The 23995-nt window shown below is 57.1% G+C and carries 19 protein-coding genes; 8 read left to right on the top strand and 11 right to left on the bottom strand.

Annotated elements, in window-relative coordinates:
* The first annotated feature begins 126 nt into the window (after window positions 1-126).
* From AB6T85_RS08325 to ettA, 3 genes are all read left to right on the top strand, one after another.
* Window positions 127-4065, top strand: a complete 3939-nt coding sequence (locus AB6T85_RS08325) for a non-ribosomal peptide synthetase (RefSeq protein ID WP_369895263.1) — start codon at window positions 127-129, stop codon at window positions 4063-4065.
* Between the two features lie 154 nt (window positions 4066-4219).
* Complete coding sequence (gene deoR, locus AB6T85_RS08320; RefSeq protein ID WP_301252421.1) at window positions 4220-4984, top strand: DNA-binding transcriptional repressor DeoR; 765 nt, start codon at window positions 4220-4222, stop codon at window positions 4982-4984.
* A gap of 107 nt (window positions 4985-5091) precedes the next feature.
* Complete coding sequence (gene ettA / locus AB6T85_RS08315; protein WP_125290490.1) at window positions 5092-6759, top strand: energy-dependent translational throttle protein EttA; 1668 nt, start codon at window positions 5092-5094, stop codon at window positions 6757-6759.
* A gap of 33 nt (window positions 6760-6792) precedes the next feature.
* Here ettA and AB6T85_RS08310 read toward each other — a convergent pair whose 3' ends face one another.
* Entirely contained in the window at window positions 6793-7188 is a 396-nt protein-coding gene (locus tag AB6T85_RS08310) for a type II restriction endonuclease (RefSeq protein ID WP_369895261.1), read from the bottom strand.
* Between the two features lie 235 nt (window positions 7189-7423).
* Complete coding sequence (locus AB6T85_RS08305; RefSeq protein ID WP_253461126.1) at window positions 7424-8320, bottom strand: LysR family transcriptional regulator; 897 nt, start codon at window positions 8318-8320, stop codon at window positions 7424-7426.
* A 97-nt stretch (window positions 8321-8417) separates the two neighbouring features.
* On the opposite strand from AB6T85_RS08305, the gene AB6T85_RS08300 reads away from it, so the two are divergent.
* The 4 genes from AB6T85_RS08300 (at window position 8418) to AB6T85_RS08285 (ending at window position 12534) form a co-directional block, all read left to right on the top strand.
* Window positions 8418-9419, top strand: coding sequence for a zinc-binding alcohol dehydrogenase family protein (locus AB6T85_RS08300; RefSeq protein ID WP_253455423.1), 1002 nt, complete (start codon window positions 8418-8420; stop codon window positions 9417-9419).
* A gap of 224 nt (window positions 9420-9643) precedes the next feature.
* Window positions 9644-9802: a type I toxin-antitoxin system Hok/Gef family toxin gene (locus AB6T85_RS08295; protein ID WP_253461128.1), complete on the top strand. Its 159-nt coding sequence runs from the start codon at window positions 9644-9646 to the stop codon at window positions 9800-9802.
* Window positions 9803-10112: 310 nt separating this feature from the next.
* Window positions 10113-11264: a mandelate racemase/muconate lactonizing enzyme family protein gene (locus tag AB6T85_RS08290; protein ID WP_369895259.1), complete on the top strand. Its 1152-nt coding sequence runs from the start codon at window positions 10113-10115 to the stop codon at window positions 11262-11264.
* Complete coding sequence (locus tag AB6T85_RS08285) at window positions 11257-12534, top strand: MFS transporter (protein ID WP_253455427.1); 1278 nt, start codon at window positions 11257-11259, stop codon at window positions 12532-12534. Before AB6T85_RS08290 ends, AB6T85_RS08285 begins: the two co-directional genes overlap by 8 nt.
* A 43-nt stretch (window positions 12535-12577) precedes the next feature.
* On the opposite strand, the gene nadR is transcribed toward AB6T85_RS08285, so the two are convergent.
* The 3 genes from nadR to serB all read right to left on the bottom strand — a co-directional run bounded on the left by nadR (window position 12578) and on the right by serB (window position 16264).
* On the bottom strand, window positions 12578-13819 hold the full coding sequence (gene nadR / locus AB6T85_RS08280) for a multifunctional transcriptional regulator/nicotinamide-nucleotide adenylyltransferase/ribosylnicotinamide kinase NadR (RefSeq protein ID WP_125290485.1): 1242 nt from the start codon (window positions 13817-13819) through the stop codon (window positions 12578-12580).
* A gap of 75 nt (window positions 13820-13894) precedes the next feature.
* Window positions 13895-15277 carry a DNA repair protein RadA gene (gene radA / locus AB6T85_RS08275; RefSeq protein ID WP_369895258.1) on the bottom strand — a complete coding sequence of 461 codons (1383 nt, stop codon included), beginning with the start codon at window positions 15275-15277 and terminating at the stop codon, window positions 13895-13897.
* Window positions 15278-15286: 9 nt separating this feature from the next.
* Entirely contained in the window at window positions 15287-16264 is a 978-nt protein-coding gene (gene serB / locus AB6T85_RS08270) for a phosphoserine phosphatase (RefSeq protein WP_369895256.1), read from the bottom strand.
* 108 nt (window positions 16265-16372) lie between these two features.
* Here serB and AB6T85_RS08265 point away from each other — a divergent pair, with 108 nt between their 5' ends.
* Complete coding sequence (locus AB6T85_RS08265) at window positions 16373-17026, top strand: YtjB family periplasmic protein (protein ID WP_253455437.1); 654 nt, start codon at window positions 16373-16375, stop codon at window positions 17024-17026.
* Between the two features lie 31 nt (window positions 17027-17057).
* Here the strand turns inward: AB6T85_RS08265 and yjjJ are convergent, their stop codons facing one another.
* From yjjJ to AB6T85_RS08235, 6 genes are all read right to left on the bottom strand, one after another.
* Window positions 17058-18389, bottom strand: a complete 1332-nt coding sequence (yjjJ, locus tag AB6T85_RS08260) for a type II toxin-antitoxin system HipA family toxin YjjJ (RefSeq protein WP_369895255.1) — start codon at window positions 18387-18389, stop codon at window positions 17058-17060.
* A gap of 172 nt (window positions 18390-18561) precedes the next feature.
* Window positions 18562-19281 (bottom strand): purine-nucleoside phosphorylase, encoded by a 720-nt coding sequence (gene deoD / locus AB6T85_RS08255; protein ID WP_125290481.1) that lies wholly within the window; start codon window positions 19279-19281, stop codon window positions 18562-18564.
* Window positions 19282-19336: 55 nt separating this feature from the next.
* A complete protein-coding gene (gene deoB / locus AB6T85_RS08250; protein WP_369895253.1) occupies window positions 19337-20560 on the bottom strand; it encodes a phosphopentomutase in 1224 nt (407 codons plus the stop codon).
* A gap of 61 nt (window positions 20561-20621) precedes the next feature.
* The gene (gene deoA, locus AB6T85_RS08245; protein ID WP_253455443.1) at window positions 20622-21944 is read right to left on the bottom strand and encodes a thymidine phosphorylase; all 1323 of its coding nucleotides are present in this window, start codon (window positions 21942-21944) and stop codon (window positions 20622-20624) included.
* 103 nt (window positions 21945-22047) lie between these two features.
* A complete protein-coding gene (gene deoC, locus AB6T85_RS08240) occupies window positions 22048-22827 on the bottom strand; it encodes a deoxyribose-phosphate aldolase (protein WP_369895252.1) in 780 nt (259 codons plus the stop codon).
* 901 nt (window positions 22828-23728) lie between these two features.
* Window positions 23729-23860 carry a hypothetical protein gene (locus AB6T85_RS08235; RefSeq protein WP_369895250.1) on the bottom strand — a complete coding sequence of 44 codons (132 nt, stop codon included), beginning with the start codon at window positions 23858-23860 and terminating at the stop codon, window positions 23729-23731.
* Window positions 23861-23995 lie beyond the last annotated feature (135 nt).

Genomic DNA, 23995 nt, shown 5'->3' with positions numbered 1-23995 from the left:
AATTAAGGTTAATTTACTCATAACGTTTCCTCCAATTTTTCATATCTTCTTTTCGTAAACTTTATATACTTAACCACCTTGTTACTGATTTATTTTTTCCAATTATCCCTCATCGGAGGTATTTGCGTGGCTACTTTTCCTTTGACTACCGTACAGCAAGCCGTCTGGCTCGATCAGCTTCTTACCCCAGAAGCACCCTGCTATAACGTGGGCGCGCTGTGGCACATCGATACAACATTTACCGCAGATCTATTGCATGACGCTATCAGGAAAGTTATGGCGCAGCATGAGGCGTTAAATATCATTCTTGAAGAAGATGAACACGGCATTAATCAGACGACCGTCCATAAAAAAGAACCCGTCCTTGAATACCACGATGTCAGTCAGGCGTCTCTGTCGTTAAATGAAGCCAAAGCTTTTATTCGCCGCCAGTTTATTAAACCTTTTAAATTACATGGCGAACTGCTCTGGCGCAGCATGACGGTTAAAGTTAATGATGTCACTACGCTCTGGCTGTTCAGCACGCATCATATCATTGCCGACGGCACCTCAGTTTCGCTGTTAAGTAAAATGATTATGGCCGGTTATAAATCATTACAGGCGCAGGCGCCCTGTGCGCCCGTTCTCTCTGCGGGCTATAGCGATTTTATTATCCGCGACCAGCAATATCTCTGCTCCGAGCGCTATCAGCACGATCGGGCATATTGGATTAACCATTTTGCCGAAGCGCCCGCTTCATTGCTGGAGCGCCGTCAGGGCTTTCAGGAAAATAAAGCCTGGCCCAGCGCGCACGCGGTGCGGCGTATTACGGCGGCACGCTATCAACAGCTGAAAAACTTTGCAGAGCAGCACGGCGGCTCTGCTATGCATTTTTTTAGCGCGCTCCTCGCCTGCTGGTTCGCTCGTCAGTGGCAGACCGATTCGCTTACCCTGGGCATGCCGGTGCATAACCGCAGCGGCGCACGCTATAAGCAAACGCCCGGCATGTTTTCATCGATGATCCCGGCCAGGCTGGCTATCGACGTTAGCCAGCCTTTTGCCCCCTTGATTAAACAGGTCGCTGACGAACTGCGCCGAAGCTACCGTCACCAGCGTTTTCCCATCGCCGAGCTGAATCGCCATCTGCGTCTCAGCCAGCAGGGCCGCCGCCAGCTGTTTGACCTGAGCTTTTCGCTGGAAACGTTTCCGACCGACATCGAGCTGAACGGCCTGCCGCTCAAGGTCGAGGCGATGCGCCATCACCATGAACAAATGCCGCTGGCCGTGTATTTACGGCACTACCATCCCGGCGACGACCCGCTGCTTGAGTGCAACGTCAATCTGGCCTGGTTTAGTGAAGAAGAAGCGCAGCGTATCGCCGATCGCCTGCTGCAAATGATGACGGCAATCCTGGACGGCCCTCAGGATCTGCCCGTGGCGCAGCTGCCTTTGCTGCTGCCCGACGAGCAGAAAAATATTTTTCATCGCTGGAACGCTACGGAGCAAGCCTGGTCTTTTCCCGAAGGTATCCACCGCTATTTTGAACAGCAGGCCGCCGACCGTCCCGACGCCATCGCGCTCTGTGGCTACAGCCAGCAAACCAGCTATCAATCGCTCAACCGCCAGGCTAATCAGCTGGCCTGGCATTTACGCAGGCAGGGCGTTAAGGCGGACGACCGCGTGGCGCTTTGCGTTGAGCGCAGTCGCGAGATGGTGGTAGCGCTGCTGGCGATACTGAAAGCCGGCGGTGCCTATGTGCCGCTTGACCCCGATTACCCGCAGGAGCGCCTGGAACATATGCTTGAAGACTGCGGCGCCGTCGCGCTGCTGGTTGACGATGCCGGGGAGAAAGCCCTGCGGGGGTTGGGATCGGTTCCCCGCCTGCATCTGCTGAACGATAAAATGCACTGGCGGGAAGCGCCAACCGGCAACCTTTCCGCTGCCTGCGACCATCCACAGCGCTCGCTGGCCTATGTTATTTATACTTCAGGCTCGACCGGTAAGCCGAAAGGCGTAATGAATGAACACCTGGCCGTTATGAACAGGCTGAAATGGATGCAGCAGGCTTATCAGCTTCGGCCGGAAGAGACGGTGTTACAAAAAACACCGTTCAGTTTTGACGTCTCGGTCTGGGAGTTTTTCTGGCCGCTGATGACAGGCGCGCGGCTGGCGCTGGCGAAACCTGGCGGTCATCGCGAGCCGGATTACCTCAGCGAGGTTATTCAGCAGTACCAGGTTACCACGCTGCATTTTGTTCCTTCCATGCTGCAACTTTTTTTACGCCACGGCGACATGGTCCAGTGCGGCAGCCTTAAACGCATCGTTTGCAGCGGTGAGGCGTTGCCGCTGGCTACCGTGCAACGCTGCCACCAGCAGCTGCCCCAGGCGGCTTTGCACAATCTTTACGGCCCGACGGAAGCCGCCGTGGATGTTTCTGCCTGGCACTGCTCGCCTGCGGATCCGCGTCCGCTAATCCCTATCGGCAAACCCATTGCCAATACTCGCCTCTATATTCTTGACGCGCAGCTGCAACCCGTTCCGCCTGGCGTCAGCGGCGAGCTGCATATTGGCGGCATTCAGGTCGCAAGAGGCTATCTCAACCGTCCTGAACTGAGCAGGGAACGGTTTATCGCCGATCCTTTCAGCGCCTGCGGTGAAGGCCGGCTGTACAAAACCGGCGACCTGGCCCGCTGGCTGGACGACGGCAGCATCGACTATCTGGGGCGCAATGATTTTCAGGTAAAAATTCACGGTTTGCGTATCGAACTGGGCGAAATTGAGCAGCAGCTTGGCCACTGCGCTGGCGTAGAAGGTGCGCTGGTGCAGGCCTGCGATGACGATCGGGGCGATAAGCGGCTGGTCGCCTGGGTAGTGGCTAAACCGGAAGCCCGGCTTGAGCAGCGGCTTCGCGAACAGCTGAAGGAAACGCTGCCCGATTATATGATCCCGCTCGCTATTGTGCGGCTGGATGCCTTCCCGCTCTCGCCCAACGGCAAGCTGGATCGTAAAACGCTGCCGCAGCCCGTTTTACAGGCACGGGAAGAGAAAACCTTTCTGCCGCCGATCGATAACGAGGAGCGTCTGCTGGCCGCGTGCTGGAGCGATCTTCTGGGCGTTTCCCGGATCGGCCGCGACGATGATTTTTTCGAGCTTGGCGGTCATTCAATTCATGCCATCCAGCTGATGATGAAGTTGAAAAACCAGGGGATCGCAATAGAGATGAAGACGCTGCTCTCGCACGCTACGCTGCGTCAACAGGCCAACGCTATTCGCAGCGGTTACCATGCCGAAACCCCGGCCGCCTCGCCGCCGCCGCTGCAAAAACTGCTTCAGCATATGAACAGGTCGCAGACAGAGTTTCGTCTGCTTCAGCCTTTGAATGTTCATACGGCCAGCCGAGAAATGTGGATGGTGCATCCCGCCATTGTCGGCTGCGAGATCTATCAGGATCTGGCGCTAAGCCTGGAAGGCAAAATGAACGTCATCGGGATTAATAACTATAACCTTTTTAATCAGCCTGCCGTGTCTGCCCTGCCCGCGCTGGCTGCTTACTATTTGCAGCATATGCTACAGCGCGGCCTGCCGCAGGATCGGCCGGTTTATCTGCTCGGCTGGTCGTTGGGCGGCATTATTGCGCTGGAAATCGCCGCGCAGCTGGAACGCGCCGGTTATCGGCATATCCACGTTTTTGTGCTGGACAGCCTTTACCAGACGGCCGTTCAGCAGCGCGTTACCCCAGGCATGCTGGGATCGCTGCTGGCGGCTATTGGCTTAGAAGGCGAAGCGGCCCGGCGCGTTATTCGCATTGAAGACACGGAGTTAAAGCTAAACGATCAGCCGCTGAGTTCAGCGCTTCGCCATACCAGGGCGACGCTGTTCAAGGCCACAAAATTTGTGAACCTGATTAATATCGATCGAAACGATGGGCGCGAAATACTGGCGATGACCGATAATGGATTAGGTCAAATTTGTCAGCATCTTAAAATCGTGCCGCTGGCAGCGGATCATCACTCTATTATCTCTTGCCATCAGGACATTATCGCCGCGCTAACCGACAACCACGCGACGAAAAGCTCTACCGCATAACCGCTGCTTTCAGGGCCGTAACCACTGGCGTTTGCGGCGCTTTACCGATGCGGGTAAGATAATCCCTCTGCCTGCATCTTTCCCTGCAACTTATTAAAATCAGAGCGATTTATACGGAAAAGCAGCGCCCGTCCCCGAACAGGAACAACCGTTTATGGAAAGCCGTAGCAGCGAGCGAGTAAAAAAACTGGCCCACGCGCTGAAGCGTACCGACAAGATCCATCTGAAAGAAGCGGCGCTGCTGCTGGGCGTTTCCGAAATGACCATTCGACGCGATCTTGGCGAGCAGCCCTCTTCCGTGGTGCTGCTTGGCGGCTATATCGTCAGCGATCCTAAAGCTACCCAGCGCCACTACTTCGTTTCCGATCAGCAGGCGCACAACGTGGAAAAGAAGCGGCGGCTGGGCCAGCTGGCGGCCACGCTAATTCAGCCCGGCGAAACGGTGTTTTTTGACTGCGGCACTACCATGCCGTGGATTATCGACGCCATTGATAACGAGCTGGAGTTTATCGCCATCTGCTGCGCGGTAAACACCTTCCTGGCGCTGAAAGAAAAACCCCGCTGTAAGGTGATCCTCAACGGCGGCGAGTTTCACGCCGACAACGCCATTTTCACGCCGCTGGGCCAGGGCTCGGTTATCGATAATCTTTGTCCCGGCAAAGCCTTTATCTCTGCGGCGGGCATTGATGCGCATCAGGGCGTGACCTGCTTCAACCTCAACGAACTGCCGATGAAGCATCAGGCCCTACAGCGCGCCAGCCAGAATATCCTGGTGGCGGACAGCAGCAAATTCGGCAAGGTGCTGCCCGCGCGCATCGGCGAGCTCTCGCTGTTCGATACCCTAATCAGCGATAAAGCGGCGCCGGAAGCGCTGGCCCGGCGGCTGGAACAGGCGGGCGTGACGCAGTACTCAGGATAATCTGCCGCCTGCGTCTGTGATTGCCGGGTGAAACCAGCTAAACTTCGCTATCTGAGTGGGCAGCGACTGCCCCGATTATTACACAGACACCAAGAGGCTCATCCTACGTGGCTCAATTCGTCTATAGCATGCATCGCGTCGGCAAAGTGGTTCCGCCGAAGCGTCATATCCTGAAAAATATTTCCCTGAGCTTTTTCCCCGGCGCAAAAATCGGCGTCCTGGGCTTAAACGGCGCGGGTAAATCTACGCTGCTGCGCATTATGGCCGGCATTGATAAAGATATCGAAGGGGAAGCTCGCCCGCAGCCCGGCATCAAGATCGGCTATCTGCCGCAGGAGCCGCAGCTCAACCTGGAGCATACCGTTCGTGAATCGGTAGAAGAGGCGCTGGCCGACGTCGTGGGCGCGCTGAAGCGTCTGGACGAAGTTTACGCGCTGTACGCGGAAGAAGACGCGGACTTCGATAAGCTGGCCGCCGAGCAGGGTCGTCTGGAAGAGATTATCCAGGCGCACGACGGCCACAATCTGAATACCCAGCTGGAACGCGCCGCCGACGCGCTGCGCCTGCCGGACTGGGATGCGAAAGTCGCTAATCTTTCCGGTGGTGAGCGTCGCCGCGTCGCGCTGTGCCGTCTACTGCTGGAAAAGCCGGACATGCTGCTGCTGGACGAACCGACCAACCACCTGGATGCCGAATCCGTGGCCTGGCTGGAGCGCTTCCTGCATGACTTCGAAGGCACCGTAGTGGCGATTACCCACGACCGTTACTTCCTGGACAACGTCGCGGGCTGGATCCTGGAGCTGGACCGTGGCGAAGGTATTCCGTGGGAAGGCAACTACTCCTCCTGGCTGGAGCAGAAAGATGCCCGCCTGGCGCAGGAAGCCTCCAGCGAAGCGGCCCGCCGTAAATCGATCGAGAAAGAGCTGGAGTGGGTGCGTGCCGGTACCAAAGGCCGTCAGTCTAAAGGCAAAGCGCGTCTGGCCCGCTTTGAAGAGCTGAACAGCACCGACTACCAGAAGCGTAACGAAACCAACGAACTCTTTATTCCACCTGGCGCGCGCCTGGGCGATAAAGTGCTGGAAGTCAGCAACCTGCGCAAATCCTATGGCGACCGCCTGCTGATTGACGACCTGTCGTTCTCCGTGCCGAAAGGCGCCATTGTCGGCATCATCGGCCCGAACGGCGCGGGTAAATCAACGCTGTTCCGCATGATGTCCGGTCAGGAACAGCCGGATTCCGGCAGCATCGTGCTGGGCGATACCGTCAAGCTGGCCTCGGTCGATCAGTTCCGCGACAGCATGGATAACTCGAAAACCGTCTGGGAAGAAGTATCCGGCGGCCAGGACATCATGCGCATCGGCAATACCGAAATGCCAAGCCGCGCCTATGTCGGCCGCTTTAACTTTAAGGGCGTCGATCAGGGCAAACGCGTAGGCGAACTGTCCGGCGGCGAGCGCGGTCGTCTTCACTTGGCCAAGCTGTTGCAGGTCGGCGGCAATATGCTGCTGCTCGATGAGCCAACCAACGACCTGGACATCGAAACCCTGCGCGCGCTGGAAAACGCCCTGCTGGAGTTCCCTGGCTGCGCAATGGTTATCTCGCATGACCGCTGGTTCCTGGACCGTATTGCCACGCACATCCTGGACTATCAGGATGAAGGCAAGATCGAGTTCTTTGAGGGTAACTTTACCGAATACGAAGAGTACAAGAAGCGTACGCTGGGTGCGGAAGCACTGGAGCCGAAACGCATCAAGTACAAGCGTATGGCGAAGTAACAAAAAAAGCGGCGGTATTACCGCCGCTTTTACTTACAGCGGCGTCCAATTTTGAACTAGTCCATTATAACCAGGCCCATCTTTCTTTATTAGGATAAAGTTCAGCTGCTGGCTATCGTCAAATCCAATGATTATATTGTCTCCTACTGAGGCGTTCTCCATTACAATATTTTCTTTAAAATACAACCTGTATTCAGAGCGTACTGGATGATTTTCTCTCGCTTCATACCAAGTGACGTCAGTTTTTTCAAAAACATCCTGTCCACGTATGGAAAATTTTGCGAGAAAGGTTCTTTTTTCAGGACCAAAAATCCCTCTAAGTTCAAAAACACCGTTAAATTCATGTTGATGTGAAGATTTTTTATCTACTTCAACTTTAGTTAAAGTTTTAATACAAGCTGGAGCAAGACGTATTGTTTTACTGTTCATTAGAAAAATACCTTCTTCAGAAGAATGAGGGTTAATAAATCTAATCAATAGTATTTTTTTAAAAAAAACTTATCAATAGATCGTTTTGTGAGCACATCACAAAATAATCTTGAACTGTTAAAAACGAACCATATGGTCATATAGTTCGCCTTTAATAAAATATTCAGATAGAAGCACTAAACCATGTGACTTGATATTTAACGCCCCTCAAACCCCCCTTATTAATACATTATTCCTAACGATAAAATTCCCGGAAAATCTCCGACTCCAGCGCGAAATCGACAAAGCGCACCAGCGCGGGCGAGTTCAGCTTACGGCTGGGATAAACCAGCCACAGCTCGCTGCCCAACGCTTTCCAGTCCTGGAGCACCTCTACCAGCTTTCCTTCGGCCAGCATGTCCTTAGCCAGCATTTCCGGCAGCAGCGTAATACCCGCATCGGCCAGGGCGCATTCCCGCGCGTACAGCAGATTATTGGCGGTATGCACCGGCGGCAGCTGCCAGCGATAATACTCATCCTCTTTTCTTAACGGCCACTCGTTCCATACCTGATGGGCAATGCAGCGGTGATCCGCCAGCTGCTGAGGATGGGTAAGCGCTTCATAGCGCGCCAGATAGGCAGGTGAAGCGACCAGTAAGCGCCTGGTGTAGCCAACCCGCCTGCCGATGAGCGAAGAATCCTGCGGCTGGCCGGTACGTAGCGCAATGTCATAGCCTTCCTGCACGATATCGTGCATCCGATCCGATACTGACACCTCCAGCATGACATCCGGCCAGGCCTGCTGAAAAGCGGCGTTAAACCGCGCCAGCAGCGTGGCCCCGATCCCGGCCGGCGACGTGATACGTAAGCGTCCGCTTGGATTGTCCCGCAGGCGATCGATGGTCATGCTGGCCCTTTCGCTGGCCTGTAGCATCTCGCGGCAGTGCACCAGATAACGCTCGCCGGCAAAAGTCAGATTAAGCTGGCGGGTCGTACGGTTAATCAGGCGCAATCCCAGCGCCTGTTCAAGTTGACTGATACGTTGGCTGACGCTGGATTTCGGCAACCCTGCGCGCTTTGCTGCCCCGGTAAAACTGCCGCACTCGGCTACCATTGCAAAGAGAGCCATATCCTGCAGCTGTTTAAACATTATTGTTCACCTGAAACGAACGCTGAGTTAGTGATTGTGCGACTTATCATTAGTCTGCTTAGCTTCTACACTCAATAGCATAAATCAAAGGAGAGGTGTTATGACAATCAGAGCTATTGCCGTTAATCCAGAAAAACCGGATCAATTTATTGAAATACAAACAGATAAGCGTGGCCCTGAGGGTTACGACCTGCTGGTCGAAGTGAAAGCCGCCTCGGTGAATCCGGTGGATACCAAAGTCCATAAGGGCGCGCAGAAAAACGGCCTTAAGGAACCGCGCATTCTGGGCTGGGACGCCAGCGGCGTGGTGCTGGAAGTCGGCAGCAAGGTCAGCAATTTTAAAGTCGGCGACGAAGTCTACTATGCGGGCGATCTCACCCGTCCGGGCAGCAACGCCACGCAGCAGCTGATCGATTCCCGCATCGTCGGCCACAAGCCCACCTCGCTAAACTGGGCCGAAGCCGCCGCGATCCCGCTGACCGCCCTGACCGCCTGGGAAGGTCTCTTTGACCGCCTGCTGATTGATAAGGCTGAAGAAGGCAAAACGCTGCTGATTGTTGGCGGCGCAGGCGGCGTAGGCTCGCTGGCTATTCCTTTCGCTAAGCTGCACAGCAAGGTCACCATCATCGCCACCGCCTCCCGTCCTGACTCGGCGCAGTGGTGTAAAGATCGCGGCGCGGATCTGGTTATCGATTATAAAGATATGCCTGCGGAACTGGAAAAACATGGCCTGAAGCAGGTCGACTATATTTTCTGCCTGAACGATACCGACGGCCACTGGGAGACGCTGGCACAGCTGATCGCGCCGCAGGGGCAAATCTGCACCATCGTGGAAAACGAAAAGCCGCTCAATATGGATCAGCTCAAGCTGAAAAGCGCCGCGCTGCACTGGGAGTTTATGTATACCCGCAGCATGTATAACACGCCGGATATCGCTCGCCAGGGTGAAATTCTGGACGCCACGGCGAAACTGCTGGACGACGGAAAAGTCACCACGTCGCTGAGCAAAACGCTGCAGGGACTGAGCGTGGAAACGCTGACGGAAGCGCACCGTCTGGTGCTGGAAGGCCATATGCGCGGTAAAGTGGTGATGGTTTATTAATCGAACTCCCGAGACGGCTCGCAATCCTTCGAGGGTAGAAACGATATAATGGCGTCGGCGCTTGAGGCTTTTTGCCTCATGTCGTTGGCAGCGATGCTGATGGAGAGTGTGGCAGAAAGAAGAAAGCCCCGAAGGTCATTTTTCAATTAACCAACGAGGCGTTCTGCATGACCAACAGCATCAGAATAGCCTCTTGCCCGCCGCAAGGCAAGGAGAAGGCAGCCATGAAAATACCGCATAACACGCTTATCCTGTGCATATTAATAGTGTGTCTCACGCTGTTACTATTCACCGGCCTGGTAAGGAAATCGCTCTGCGAGATCCGCTACAGGGACGGTAACAGGGAGGTGGCGGCGCTCATGGCTTACGAATCCGGCAAGTAGCTACCTGAAGGCGGGGGAAACCCTGCCTTTTTGGAGATGATGAAAGCTGGCGTGCCGCAAGCGCCTTTTACAGGGCCGTCGGGTAACGCTGACGGCCCTTTCCGATCTTTTTATCCGCCGCTTCTGTGAGCTGTCCCGCAGCCGCTTAGCCAGATGCCAAAATTTCCCTCGCCTTGCCCCGCCATCCTTGTGCGGCTGTACGATGCCGCCGCCTGGACGCTTTTTTATACTGAAACGGCAACAGGCAGCCGGCGCTCATAAATCTGATTACAAGCCGCTGTCTCCCTCCCTACCCGATGAGGTTTATGGCATGAAAATCAGTCACATTGAGGCGATCCGCCTCGCTATTCCTTTTGAAAGCGATCGCAGTACGCCAGAGGAGCAGACAACGGCCTGGAACGCCGCTTCGCCTGCGTTAAAGAAAATGGAAACGCTGCTGGTGCGCATTACCACGGACGATGGCCGCCAGGGCTGGGGTGAAGGCTTCGGCCATTTATGCAATCCGGTGACGCTTCAGGCGCTGGAATCGCTGGTCATCCCGCTTTTTCTGGGAAAAACGGCGCCCGAAAGCCGCGAGGCGCTGACGGCGCTGGTTAGCGAGGCGGAGCAGGCGCTGCACGCTTTTGGCCGCAGCGGGCCGGTACGCTATGCGCTGTCGGCTATCGATATCGCGTTATGGGATCTGCTGGGTCAGCATCTTGGCCAGCCTTTATGGCAGCTGCTGGGCGCGACGCGCAGCGAGATCGGCCTCTACGCCAGCCTGGTCAGCTACAACAACCAGCCGGAAGAGGTCGCTCGTCAGGTACGGCGCGCCTGGCAGGCGGGCTTTCGCACGATGAAGCTGCATGAAACCGATTACGCCGCCATTGCCGCCGCCAGAGCCGCGCTGCCGCAGGAAGCGACCCTGATGGTGGACGTAAACTGCCCGTGGACGGTAGCAGAAGCCACCGCCCGCGCTCGCCAGCTGGCGGAATTAAAGCTGGGCTGGCTGGAAGAGCCGATCTGGCCGCCGGATGATATTGCAGGCCTGGCGGCGGTACGCCGCGCGGGCACGCCGATAGCCGCCGGGGAAAATGTTTGCGGTGACTGGGGATTCGAGCCGTTTTACTCTGCGGCGGCGGTGGACGTGCTGCAGCCCAGCGTGGCAAAAGTAGGCGGCATCACGGCCATGCTGCGCGTGATGGCCCAGGCGGCCGGGCACGGCATTAAAGTGGTGCCGCACTGTTTCTACTACGGCGCAGGTTTGCTGGCGACGGCGCACCTGGTAGCCGCCTTGCCGCAGGATATTCTGCTGGAAGTGCCCTGGATCCGCTTCACGCCGCAGCTCTATCCGCAGCTCGATTTTTCCCCGACGCTTACCCTCTCCACTACGCCAGGCCTGGGTTTCTCGCCCGATTTGGCCGTGCTGAAAGCTCATACCGTCAGCCATATCACCTTAAGCGCGGAGGCCAGTCATGTTTAAAAACTATCGCAGCGTTGTGGCGCTGCTGCTGTTTTTCGCGGGCGTGCTCAACTATCTGGATCGCGCCGCGCTGTCGGTGATGGCGCCGCTGGTGAAAAAGGATTTGCAGATTGACGACGCGCAGATGGGCATCCTGTTCAGCTGCTTTTTTATCGGCTACTGCCTGTTCTGCTTTTTGGGCGGCTGGGGCGCCGATCGCTACGGCCCGCGCAAGGTATTTGGCTGGGCGGCGGCCGTCTGGTCGCTGTTCTGCGGCGCGACGGCGCTGGCGGGCAGCTTTACGCACCTGCTGATCGTCCGCGTGCTGTTTGGCATCGGCGAAGGGCCGATGGGCACCACCACCAATAAATCGATCTCCAACTGGTTCCCGCGCAAGGAAGTCGGCCGCGCCGTCGGCTTCACCAATGCCGGTCAGCCGCTGGGCGCCGCTATCGCCGCGCCCGTGGTAGGATTGGTCGGGCTGCACTTCGGCTGGCGCGTTTCTTTTATCGTGATTGCCGCGCTGGGCTTTGTCTGGCTGGCTTTCTGGCTGTGGCTGTTTCGCGACAGGCCGGAACACCATCCGCGCGTCAGCGAGCCGGAAAGACAGATGATCGCCGCTCAGCGCCCCGCCACTCGCGTTACCCCGACGGGCCAGGCTAAGACGCCGCTCTGGCACTACGTGCTGTCGCTGCCGGTACTGGGCGTCGCGGCAGCCTTCTTTTGCTTTAACTACATCCAGTTTTTCTTTCTGTCATGGCTGCCCAGCTACCTGACCGACTTTCAGCATCTGGATATTAAAAGCATGAGCCTGATCGGCATTCTGCCGTGGCTGGGCGCGACCATCGGCTTTATCGGCGGCGGCATGATTTCCGATGCGCTGTTCCGCCGTACCGGCAATTTTTTGCTGTCGCGCAAGCTGGTGATCTTCTCTGGGCTGGCGGTAGCCGCCGTCTGCGTGATGCTAACGGCCTGGGCCAGCAGCGTCACGCTGGCGGTTTCGCTGATTACGCTGGCCAGCGTGTTCGCCTATATGACGCCACAGGCGTGCTGGTCGCTGCTGCAGGATATCGTGCCCGCCGAGCGCATCGGCACCGCCGGCGGATTTGTGCATCTGCTGGCGAACCTGGCGGGTATCCTGTCGCCGGGCATCACCGGGTTTCTGATCCAGTATGGCGGCGGCTATTCGTCGGCCTTTTTACTGGCCAGCGTACTGGCGCTGACCGGAATGGCGCTGCTGGGTATCTTTGTGCGTGAGCGCAGCGTCAACGCGCTGCGGGCGCTGGCTTAACGAACAAAAAGGGAGCGTGCTTCGCTCCCTTTATTTTATTCGCTCAGCCGCCGGTTGAACGCGCGCCCAGCATCTCCTGCACCAGCTCCACGCAGCGCAGAAAGCGCTCGTCGTAGCTATCCTGCTCGACGTGCACAAAATCGATATTGTTCGCCTCCAGCATGGAAACCAGCAGCGCCTGGAACTCTTTGCGATCCACCGAGCTGCCGAGGCTACGCAGCCCGTCCGCTACCCAGGGGACGTTGTTCTCGACCAGGATCACCAAATCAAAGCGGTACTCATCAATCAGCGCCTGCACAAAAGGATGCTCGCGCCCCTCATACTTCTTACAGAAGGCCTGGGTCGTCACAAAGTCGGTATCGATAAAGGCGACCTTGTTCGCATATTTCACCGCAAAATCGATGTACTGTGCCTGGCCCAGCGCGATCTTATCGTAGTCAGAATATTGCAGCGCCATCTCGTCGCCGCCCAGGTGCGAGAACACGTAGTCGCGGCCAAATTCCCAGGCGCTGGTAGTGTTAAAAATATTTGCCAGCTTGTTAACCAGCGTCGATTTACCGCTCGACTCGCCGCCCAGGATAGCCACCGTGCGCACAAAGAACGGTTTTACTTCCGTCGGAATATATTCCCAGTAGCGAAAAGGATCCTGGCGGATCTGCGCGCCGCTGATGTTCATAAAGGATCGTTTAGGATCGATCAGCACCGCCTCAATGCCCAAATGCTGCTGATACTGCGGCGCATCCGGCTCTTCGCTGGTATAAACCCGATTGGGGACAATACCGTGGTTTTCCATAAAGTCATTGATGCCCCGGCTCCAGACGTCCCAGCCGTGCGGATAAGGCTCCATACCCTCTTCGTTAAACGAATGGATACGGATATTTTTCTGGTACTTAAAAGTTTGCAGCAGCCAGCGCAGGCGATCGCTGACGGTCGGCTGCTGCGACATGGCGCTGGCCTCGAACAGCTCGCGGTCGCGCGACTCGTCGTAGCCCATAATGATATGCAGCTCGTCAACCTGGCTACAGGCGCGCTGGATCAGATAGATGTGGCCGGTATGCAGCGGATAGAATTTGCCGAACACCACGCCGATGGTTTTTTCACGGCGCGGAAACTCCAGGCCAAGATAGCGGTGCAGCGCCTCCAGCTTTTGCGCGCTGGGGCTTTTGATCTTGGCGTTGAGCAGCTGGCTGAGGTAGCCCTTGGTCATGCCGCTGGCTTCCGCCACCTGCTGCAACGTACAGCCCTGCTGGCGAATAGCCGTTTTCAGATAATCAAATGACGACACCGGGTGCCTCCTGCATAACGGGCGTACGTTCCGCCGCTTTGAAATGCGGAGCGCGCAACACGCTCCGCTTTTAAGTTAAAGCTCGTCGAGGATCGCCAGCGCGTCGGCCAGCTTTTTCACGCCGTACACCTTCATGTTCTCCGGCGTTTTCTTCGGCACGTTGGCAATGGGCACAATGGCGCGACGGAAGCCGTGCTTGGCCGCTTCGGAAATACGCTCCTGGCCGCTCGGCACCGGACGGATTTCTCCGGCCAGCCCGACCTCGCCAAACACCACCAGATCCTGCGGCAAAGGGCGATCGCGCAGGCTGGAGACCATCGACAGCATTAACGCTAAGTCGGCGCTGGTTTCCGTGACCTTCACGCCGCCGACCACGTTGACGAAAACGTCCTGATCGGCCATTTGCAGACCGCCGTGACGATGCAGCACCGCCAGCAGGATCGCCAGACGGTTCTGCTCCAGGCCGACCGCCACGCGGCGTGGATTCCCCAGCATCGAGTGATCCACCAGCGCCTGGATCTCAACCAGCAGCGGCCGCGTGCCTTCCCACAGCACCATTACCGAACTGCCGGAGGTGACCTCGTCGCCGCGGCTGAGGAAGATGGCGGAAGGATTGCTGACTTCCCGCAGCCCCTGTTCGGTCATGGCGAACACGCCCAGCTCGTTCACCGCGCCGAAGCGGTTTTTATGGCTGCGCAGGGTGCGAAAACGCGAATCCGCATCGCCATCCAGCAGCACCGAGCAGTCGATGCAGTGTTCCAGAACCTTTGGCCCCGCCAGCGAGCCGTCTTTCGTAACGTGGCCGACCATCACGATCGCCACGCCGCGTGTTTTCGCAAAGCGGGTCAGGTAAGCGGCGGTTTCCCTGACCTGCGCCACGCTGCCGGGCGAGGACTGGATATCCGCCATATGCATCACCTGAATGGAGTCGATCACCATCAGCTTCGGCTCTTCCTGCTCGGCGATCTGGCAGATCTGCTCAATGCTGGTTTCCGAAAGCATATTCAGATTGGCGGTCGGCAAACCCAGCCGGTGCGCGCGCATCGCCACCTGCTGCAGCGACTCCTCGCCGGTGACGTAGAGCGTTTTCATGTTCTCGGAAAGCTTGCAGAGCGTTTGCAGCAGCAGCGTACTTTTCCCCGCGCCGGGGCTGCCGCCGATCAGGATGGCGCTGCCCGGCACCACGCCGCCGCCCAGCACGCGGTCGAACTCCTTAAAGCCGGTGCTGAAGCGCGGCAGCGCCTCCAGGCTGATGTCCGACAGTTTTTGCACGCGGCTTGGGCCGGCGCTGCCCGCATAGCCGGTCAGACGTTCGTTACGCGCCACCGTTGGCGACGCCGCCAGGCGCACCTCGGTGATGGTGTTCCAGGCCTGGCAGGCGCTGCATTGCCCCTGCCAGCGTGGATAATCTGCGCCGCATTCATTACAAACAAAGGCGCGCTTTACCGCTTTGGCCAAATCTACCCCTTAGCGTTCTTCATGGATCAGGCTGCCGGTCAGGATGCAGAGCACGCCTAACAGGTCAGCATGACGGATGGTAACTTCTGTTTTTTCGTTAACTTTCGGCTTGGCGTGATAGGCAATGCCCAGCGCGGACGCCTGGATCATCAGCAGATCGTTGGCGCCGTCGCCAATTGCCACGGTTTGTTCCGGCGCGATCTCAAAGCGCTTCGCCAGCTTTCGCAGCGTCTCGGCTTTGTATTTCGCATCGACGATATCGCCCAGCACTTCGCCGGTCAGCTTGCCGTCGCGGATTTCCAGCTGGTTCGCCACAATCGCGGAAAGGCGCAGCTTATCGCGCAGGTATTCCGCAAAATAGGTAAAGCCGCCGGAAGCGATCGCCACCTGCCAGCCCAGCGCCTGGAGCTTGTGCACCAGCGAACTGAGACCCGGCATCAGCGGCATTTCCGCCCTGACCTGTGCCAGAATATTGGCGTCGGCGCCTTTAAGTGTAGCCACGCGCTGGCGCAGGCTGGCGGTAAAATCGAGTTCGCCGCGCATCGCGCGTTCGGTCACTTCCGCCACCAGCTCGCCGCTGCCCGCCAGTTTGGCGATCTCGTCGATACATTCAATCTGGATAGCGGTGGAATCCATATCCATTACCAGCAGACCCGGCGTTTTCAGGTGGGGAATTCGGCCCAGCGGCGCCACGTCCAGCCCGGCTTCGTGCGCCAGTTTGGCCGCGCGCGGCGTCAGCGAGCCCGCCAGCCGGATAACCTGATAGTCCTCCACCACCCAGGCGCTGACGATAACCATCGCCGCCCCCAGCCTGTGCTGTAGCGCCGTCAGGCGATCTTTATTCAGGCCGCGCCCATACAGAAGCCAGCCGGTGCGGCCAGCGCGATAATCCAGCGGCATCACTTCATCGCCGCTGAGGGAAAGAGGTAAACCCGGCCAGAGAGAGACATCCGAAGGCAGGTCGCACCAGGTCAGACTATTTGGCATTACAGCTCCTGTAGGGGACAGTTTAATCACGCAAGAGGCTACCCTGTCTCGCCCGCTTCTGGCAACATAAATGCGGTTCCGTTTCCGGACAATAGGTGAAGGGCAAAAATGGCAAAAGCCAAACTAACATTTCGGCTGCACCGCACGGTAATCGTCCTGATCTGCCTGGCGCTGCTGGTCGTGCTGATGCAGGGCGCATCATGGTTCAGCATGGGCCATCAGATGGCCCGCTCGGAGCAGGTGGAGGAGCTGGCGCGCACGCTGACTCGCCAGGTCGCCTTTAGCCTGTCGCCGCTGATGGAAAACAGCGATGACAACCATCAGAAGATTATCGATGTTCTCGCACAGCTGACCAAAGAGAGCCGCATTCTGGACGCATCGGTCTATGACGACAGCGGCACGCTACTGGCGCGCAGCGGCGAAACCATTAACGTGCGCGACCGGCTGGCGCTGGACGGGCAACGGGCCGGCAGCTACTTCAACCATCAGCTGGTGGAGCCGCTGGCCAGCGCTGACGGGCCGCGCGGCTTTCTGCGCGTTACGCTGGATACCCACGTGCTGGTGACGGATTCGCGGCAGGTCGATAACACCACCAATATCCTGCGCCTGATGATGCTGCTGGCGCTGGCTATCGGCATTATCCTTACCCGTACGCTGCTGCGGGATCGCCGCACGCGCTGGCAGCAGTCGCCCTTTCTGCTTACCGCTAACCGTCCGGTAAAAGAAGATAACGGCGACGACGCGCCTGCGGATAAAAGCTAGCGGTCGCATTTTTCCGGGCGGCCTTCACCTCTTACGCCATTCGCTCAATCTGCGGCGGCAGCGCGTTCAGCGTCTGCTGCATAGCCGCCGCAATCCGGCAAAACTCATTACTCCATTCAGCGCCTGCGGCAATCATCTGCCAGTAGCGCTGCGCCATTGCTAATGCCCGAAACCACACCTCGCGCGGCACGGCGGGATCGAGGGCAATCTGCGGCGGCTTATCACGCATGTGCCCGCTGCTGTTCGGCGCAAAACTCATGGGAAGCATGTCGTAAGCGGGCGTCAGGCTCAGCCCGGCGGCCTGCCGGAAAAACGACAGGTTGCCGCTGTGCATGTCACCGTTAGCGATCAGGCGGCCAAACGCCCACTGTAGCGTACCGCGCGTTGCATCCTCCAGGGATATCAACCGTTGCTCTGCCAGCATGGCTAACGCCTGCGGCCAGCGGGTTTGGCTGCCGAGATATTCAGCCTGTACCGCCTCCAGCGAAACAAGACTTTTTCTGCCTCGATCGGCAATACGATCGAAGCGCACGACTTCCAGAAAGGTCTGGCCGTCCGGCGCACTAAAAATGCTGCCCTGCGCCGCCGCCAGGCCATTTTCAGCCAGCAGCTGCAATGCCAGCGCTTCTGCTCTGAGCAGATCGCACCAGCGCTGGCTGTTCTGGTTACGCTGAGGCGGCGTGAATTTTACCAGCAGATGCACGCCGCTACCGTCGGCCCGTTCAACGCAGCAGGCGAATTTCGGCTGTTCGCCGCCCGCAGAGGATCCGATATCTTCGCCGGTCAGCACTTTCTCCGCCAGCTGCGGATAGCGATAGCGTTTTTCCTGCGGGCTGATGGGCTGCGGCACGGGCTGCTGTAACCATTGCTGATAGCTTTGGGTGCCGATCAGCCAGTTGCCGGAAATATCGCTGCCGCGTCTCGTTAACGCAAGCAGGCAATGGTCTTCATTCCACTGTCGGCTGTCTTCCGGCAATCCGAGCTGTAACGCACACTCTTTGCCCCACGCGCGTCCCAGAAAACCCTGTGGCCGCATATCGCTCAGATACCAGGGCAGGCCGTCGAACTGCTGCCAGTCTCCCTGCATATCTTCTATCAGGCAGCTTCCTGCGGGCCAGATACTGTAAAGCCGACCGGCTTCCTGCGCACGGCCCTGCTCATCAATCTGCCAGAGCGGAAAAACGCACTCTTCCCGCACCGGTCGCAGCAACGCATAGCGCGTGGCGCGCGCACGGCCAAACTTCAGCACCTGCGGCTGAGCGGAAAGCGTGCGTGACAGCGTGGCCTGGCTGACGCCTGAGCGCTGGATCAGCGTGGCGGCATCAAGCGGGCCGTGCAGCAAAAGTGACGTTATTGCAGACATAATGACTGACCGTGAATAGATTTATGAATAGATACTTATCACTTAATTGCCTGAGGATAAAGGACAATGACAAAAAACGAGCGGGAAAGATGAATAGATACTTTTACGGGAAAACCGGTCGGTTCTCCGACCGGTTTTAGCCAACGGCCGCTGAGGGCAGCGGCCGCTTAAATCAGGCTTTATCGCCCAGCAGAACGGATTCCAGCGCGATCTCAACCATGTCGTTAAACGTGGTCTGACGCTCGGCCGCCGAGGTCTGCTCATGGGTGCGGATATGGTCGGAAACGGTACAGATAGCCAGCGCTTTCGCGCCGAACTCCGCCGCCACGCCATAGATGCCCGCTGCTTCCATTTCCACGCCCAGGATGCCGTACTTTTCCATCACGTCGAACATCTGCGGATCCGGCGTATAGAACAGATCGGCGGAGAAGATGTTGCCGACGCGTGCTTCCACGCCCAGGTTTTTCGCCGCGTCTACCGCGTCGCGCACCATATCGAAATCGGCGATGGCCGCGAAATCGTGATCCTTGAAGCGCATGCGGTTCACTTTGGAATCGGTGCTGGCACCCATACCGATCACGATATCGCGCAGCTTCACGTCTTCACGAACCGCGCCGCAGGAGCCTACGCGAATAATCTTCTTCACGCCGAATTCGGTGATCAGCTCTTTGGCGTAGATTGAGCAGGAAGGAATGCCCATGCCGTGGCCCATCACGGAGATTTTGCGGCCCTTGTAAGTGCCGGTATAGCCCAGCATCCCACGCACGTTATTGACTTCCACGGCATCCTGCAAAAAGGTTTCCGCAATGTGCTTTGCGCGCAGCGGATCGCCCGGCATCAGCACCACGTCAGCGAAATCACCCATTTCTGCGTTAATATGAGGGGTAGCCATCTTTTATCCTTATTTACTTTTTGCCGGCTTGCACCGGCGTGTTACGTTGCGCTGATTACAGCATGCTTTTGCCATATTCCATTGCGGACAGGCCAAAATACGTTGCGACAGTCTGACCGATATCCGCAAAAGTGTCACGGTATCCCAGCGAGCCGGGCTTAACGTTCGGGCCGTAAATCAAAATTGGGATGTGCTCGCGGGTATGTTCCGTGCCCTGCCAGGTTGGATCGCAGCCGTGGTCGGCGGTGAGGATCAGAATATCGCCCTCTTGTACCAGCGCCATCAGCTCCGGCAGACGACGGTCAAACAGCTCCAGGCCGCCCGCGTAGCCAGCCACGTCGCGACGGTGGCCCCAGGTGGAGTCGAAATCCACAAAGTTGGTAAAGACGATGCTGTTGTCCGGCGCCGTTTTCATCTCCTGCACGGTCGCGTCAAACAGCGCGTCCAGCCCGGTCGCCTTCACTTTTTTGGTGATGCCGACGTGCGCATAGATATCGGCGATTTTGCCCACGGAGACTACTTCGCCGCCTTTTTCCTCCACCAGCTTTTTCAGGATGGTGGGCGAAGGCGGTTCAACAGCCAGATCGTGACGGTTGCCGGTACGTTCGAAGTGCCCCGCTTTGTCGCCCACAAACGGACGGGCGATCACGCGGCCAATGTTATAGCCGCCTTCGGTCAGCGCTTCGCGGGCGATTTCACAGAGATCGTACAGGCGCTGTAAGCCAAAGGTTTCTTCATGACAGGCGATCTGGAACACCGAGTCGGCAGAGGTATAGAAAATCGGCTTGCCGGTTTTCATATGCTCTTCGCCCAGCTGGTCAAGGATCACCGTGCCGGAAGAGTGGCAGTTGCCCAGATAACCAGGCAGGCCCGCTTTTTCTACCAGCTCGTCCAGCAGCGCCTGCGGGAAGCTGTTCTCTTTTTCCGTGAAGTAGCCCCAGTCAAACAGCACCGGCACGCCGGCGATTTCCCAGTGGCCGGAAGGCGTATCTTTGCCCGACGACAGCTCGCTGGCATAGGCGTAGGCGCCGATAATTTCAGCGTCTTTATCCAGCCCCAATGGGAACTTACCGGTAGAGGCCTCCGCCGCTTTGCCTAAGCCCAGCGCGGTAAGATTGGGCAGATGCAGCGGCCCTTTGCGGCCGATATCCGCTTCGCCTTTAAAGCAGGCTTCGGCAATATGCCCCAGCGTATCGGAACCTTCATCGCCAAACTTATGAGCGTCTTTGCTTGACCCAATGCCGAAAGAGTCGAGCACCATAATAAATGCACGTTTCATCGTGGTCTCCTGCGTTGTTAACGCGATGAGCTAAATTTTATCGATCGGAACAGTATGCCGTTTATTGCGTCACTCTGCGATAAATAACTGGCGTCGGCTGCGGTGATTTTTCTGCCAGGGTTATCGCCTGTTTCACTGCGGCGGCGGCCTCCTGCCAGCTCGCTTCGCTGGCGGCGTGGATCACCGCCAGCGGCCGCTGGCCGTCCACGCTGTCGCCCAGCTGCGCCATCTCGCTCAGCCCTACGCTGTAGTCGATACTGTCGCTGGCGCGACGACGACCGCCGCCCATCGCCACTACGGCCAGCCCCAGCGCGCGGGTATCCATTGCGCTGACGATGCCGGGCCGGTCGGCATACACCGCTTTGCTGAGCATCGGCGCGGGCAGGTAGCTGTCCAGCCTGTCGATAAAGTCGGTTGGGCCTTTTTGCGCGGCCACCATGCGCGCAAACACTTCCGCCGCGCGGCCGTTATCCAGCACCGCCTGAAGCTTACGCATGGCTTCATCGCGATCGGCCGCCAGCCCGCCTGACAGCAGCATTTCGGCGCTGAGCGCCATCGTCACTTCCAGCAGGCGCGGATTGCGGTATTCGCCGGTCAGGAAGCGCACCGCCTCGCGCACTTCCAGCGCGTTGCCCGCGCTGGAGGCCAGTACCTGATTCATATCGGTCAGCAGCGCGGTAGTTTTGCAGCCTGCACCGTTGGCCACGCCGACAATCGCCTGTGCCAGGCTTTCAGACTGCTCAAAAGTCGGCATAAAAGCGCCTGAACCGACTTTAACGTCCATCACCAGCGCATCCAGCCCTTCGGCGAGCTTTTTCGCCAGGATCGAGGCGGTGATCAGCGGAATGGAATCAACGGTCGCCGTGATATCGCGCGTGGCGTAGAAGCGCTTGTCGGCCGGCGCCAGCGAGTTGGTCTGGCCGATAATCGCCACGCCAACCTCTTTGATAATATTACGGAAGGTGTGATCTTCCGGGAAGATATCGAAGCCGGGGATCGCTTCCAGCTTATCCAGCGTGCCGCCGGTGTGACCAAGGCCGCGCCCGGAGATCATCGGCACATAGCCGCCGCAGGCCGCCACCATCGGGCCAAGCATCAGCGAGGTGACATCGCCCACGCCGCCGGTAGAGTGCTTATCCACTACCGGCCCGTTCAGCCCCAGACTCTGCCAGTTCAGCACCGAGCCGGAATCGCGCATTGCCATCGTCAGCGCCACGCGCTCCGGCAGCGTCATATCATGGAACCAGATGGTCATCGCCAGCGCGGCAATTTGTCCTTCCGATACCGCATTATCGCGTACACCGTTAATAAAGAAGCGAATTTCTTCCTCGCTCAGCGCCTGACCATCTCTTTTTTTACGAATAATTTCCTGTGGCAGAAACACGTTACCCCCTGGTGAGGTTTGATGGCCCGGCCGTCGCGTCCGGGCTGGGTTGACGGGCGCCCGCTTATTTCGGCAGGCGGGCTGACCCGTTTATGAAGGTGGATTAGTAAGCGGAATCGCTTTTTGCGCCAGCATGACCGGCCGCGTTCAGCAGGCTGGCCAGCAGGCTGGAGGCGCCGAAGCGGAAATGCCGCGCGTCGGCCCACTCTTCGCCCAGGATATCGTCCGCCAGCTTCAGGTAGATAGCCGCGTCTTCAGCAGTTTTCACGCCGCCCGCCGGCTTAAAGCCAACCTGGTGCTTTACGCCTTTTTCGGCGATAACCCGCAGCATGATTTCCGCCACTTCCGGCGTGGCGTTAACCGCGACTTTACCGGTAGAGGTTTTAATAAAGTCTGCACCGGCATCGATAGCGATTTCAGACGCTTTACGGATCAGCTCTTCTGTTTTCAGCTCGCCGGTTTCGATAATGACCTTCAGCAGCACGCCCGCGTCGGCGCAGGCTTCTTTGCAGGCGTAAACCATGTCGTAGCCGACTTCTTCGTTACCGGCAATCAGCGCGCGGTAAGGGAAAACTACGTCCACTTCATCAGCGCCGTAGGCGATAGCGGCATGCGTTTCCGCCAGTGCGATTTCGATGTCGTCGTTGCCGTGCGGGAAGTTAGTCACGGTAGCGATACGAATATCCGGCGTGCCCTGCTCGCGCAGCGTTTTACGCGCAACCGGAATAAAACGGGGATAGATGCAGATGGCCGCCGTCTCGCCAACAGGCGTTTTGGCCTGATGACACAGCGCAACCACTTTGGCGTCCGTATCGTCGTCGTTCAGGGTGGTCAAATCCATCAGCTTCAGCGCGCGAACGGCGGCGGTGGTTAAATCAGTCATGGTTTTCTCCGAAAAGGCGGTTGGCGTGGGCGCAGCACAGGGACAATGTTAGGATAGTAACATTCGTTCCGGGCTTCGTCTGTGATAGCTTTCACATTGAGGCCGCTGCTGTTGCCGTAATTGTAGCGCAAGTCGGACAGAAATCACACCAGACTGCCGGAATACAGGGTACAGGCCCGCCGATCGGACATCACAAAATGTTATGATAGTAACATTGAGAAACGACGTTATTCACTGGCGGAGAATAACATCAGGCATATTTCTTCAGACGATAATTATGGATGCCCTGCCTGATAAACCTCTCTGCCAGCAGCACGGGATCCACGAATTATGAAATAACTACGTCACAGGTTATGACACTGCGCGCCGCCCGCATCAATGTTAGCATTAATGGTGCTGCTATTTATGGCCCTTTCAATAAATAAGGCCGCTAATCAAAGCGACCTTGAGCGATATGGGCTGATTCATTCAGGCATTTCAATAATTACTGTCCCTACCGGATTTATTTAATCTGTTAAGAAGAAAAACAAAGATATCATCTAAAAGCCGAATGCTGCCCAAAGAAGTTATTATTATCACTGCCCAGCGAGAAAAGCTTTGCGGTAGCGGGCACCAGGCGGACACAATGCCCATCCCACTTAATATGGCTGATGCAAATTGAAACCCCACGATAATAACAATTATATGCCCAATTTTTATTAAGGATTGTTTCTTTACCAGGTACATTGCCCCGGGGAAATGCTCCCCCCTCCGTTTGAGTTTCGGTTAGGTTCCCTTACACATGATTTATAGCTGTTAGCAACCATGCCGCTTATCATTCCCGCCGGGCCTTTTTTAAGCCCCCCAATTATACCCATTCCTCTGTCTACCAGGCAGTCAACATTAACATCTTTGTAAATATCTACGCCAGCTCCCCGCTGTATAGTTGATTGCCGTGAATTTTTTTACCTGCACCACCAGCCTCATAATTGCTATATCCATTACCCCCTGAAATAGCCCCCCAAAGTTCAGCACTAATTTCTCGAATAGCCATAATAAAATCCTTTTAACTTCAACCTGAAATATAATTAGTTTCCTTTCACGTCTTAACAAGGCAAAGAAAGTTTTACACCTGATTCAGGAAACCGTCAAGCAGCGAAATTTTCGTCAAAAATAAAGACTAAAGACA

This window comes from Erwinia aeris (genome assembly GCF_041224955.1).
GTDB classification, from domain to species: Bacteria; Pseudomonadota; Gammaproteobacteria; order Enterobacterales; family Enterobacteriaceae; genus Erwinia; species Erwinia aeris.
This window is presented reverse-complemented; position numbering and strand designations above follow the sequence as displayed.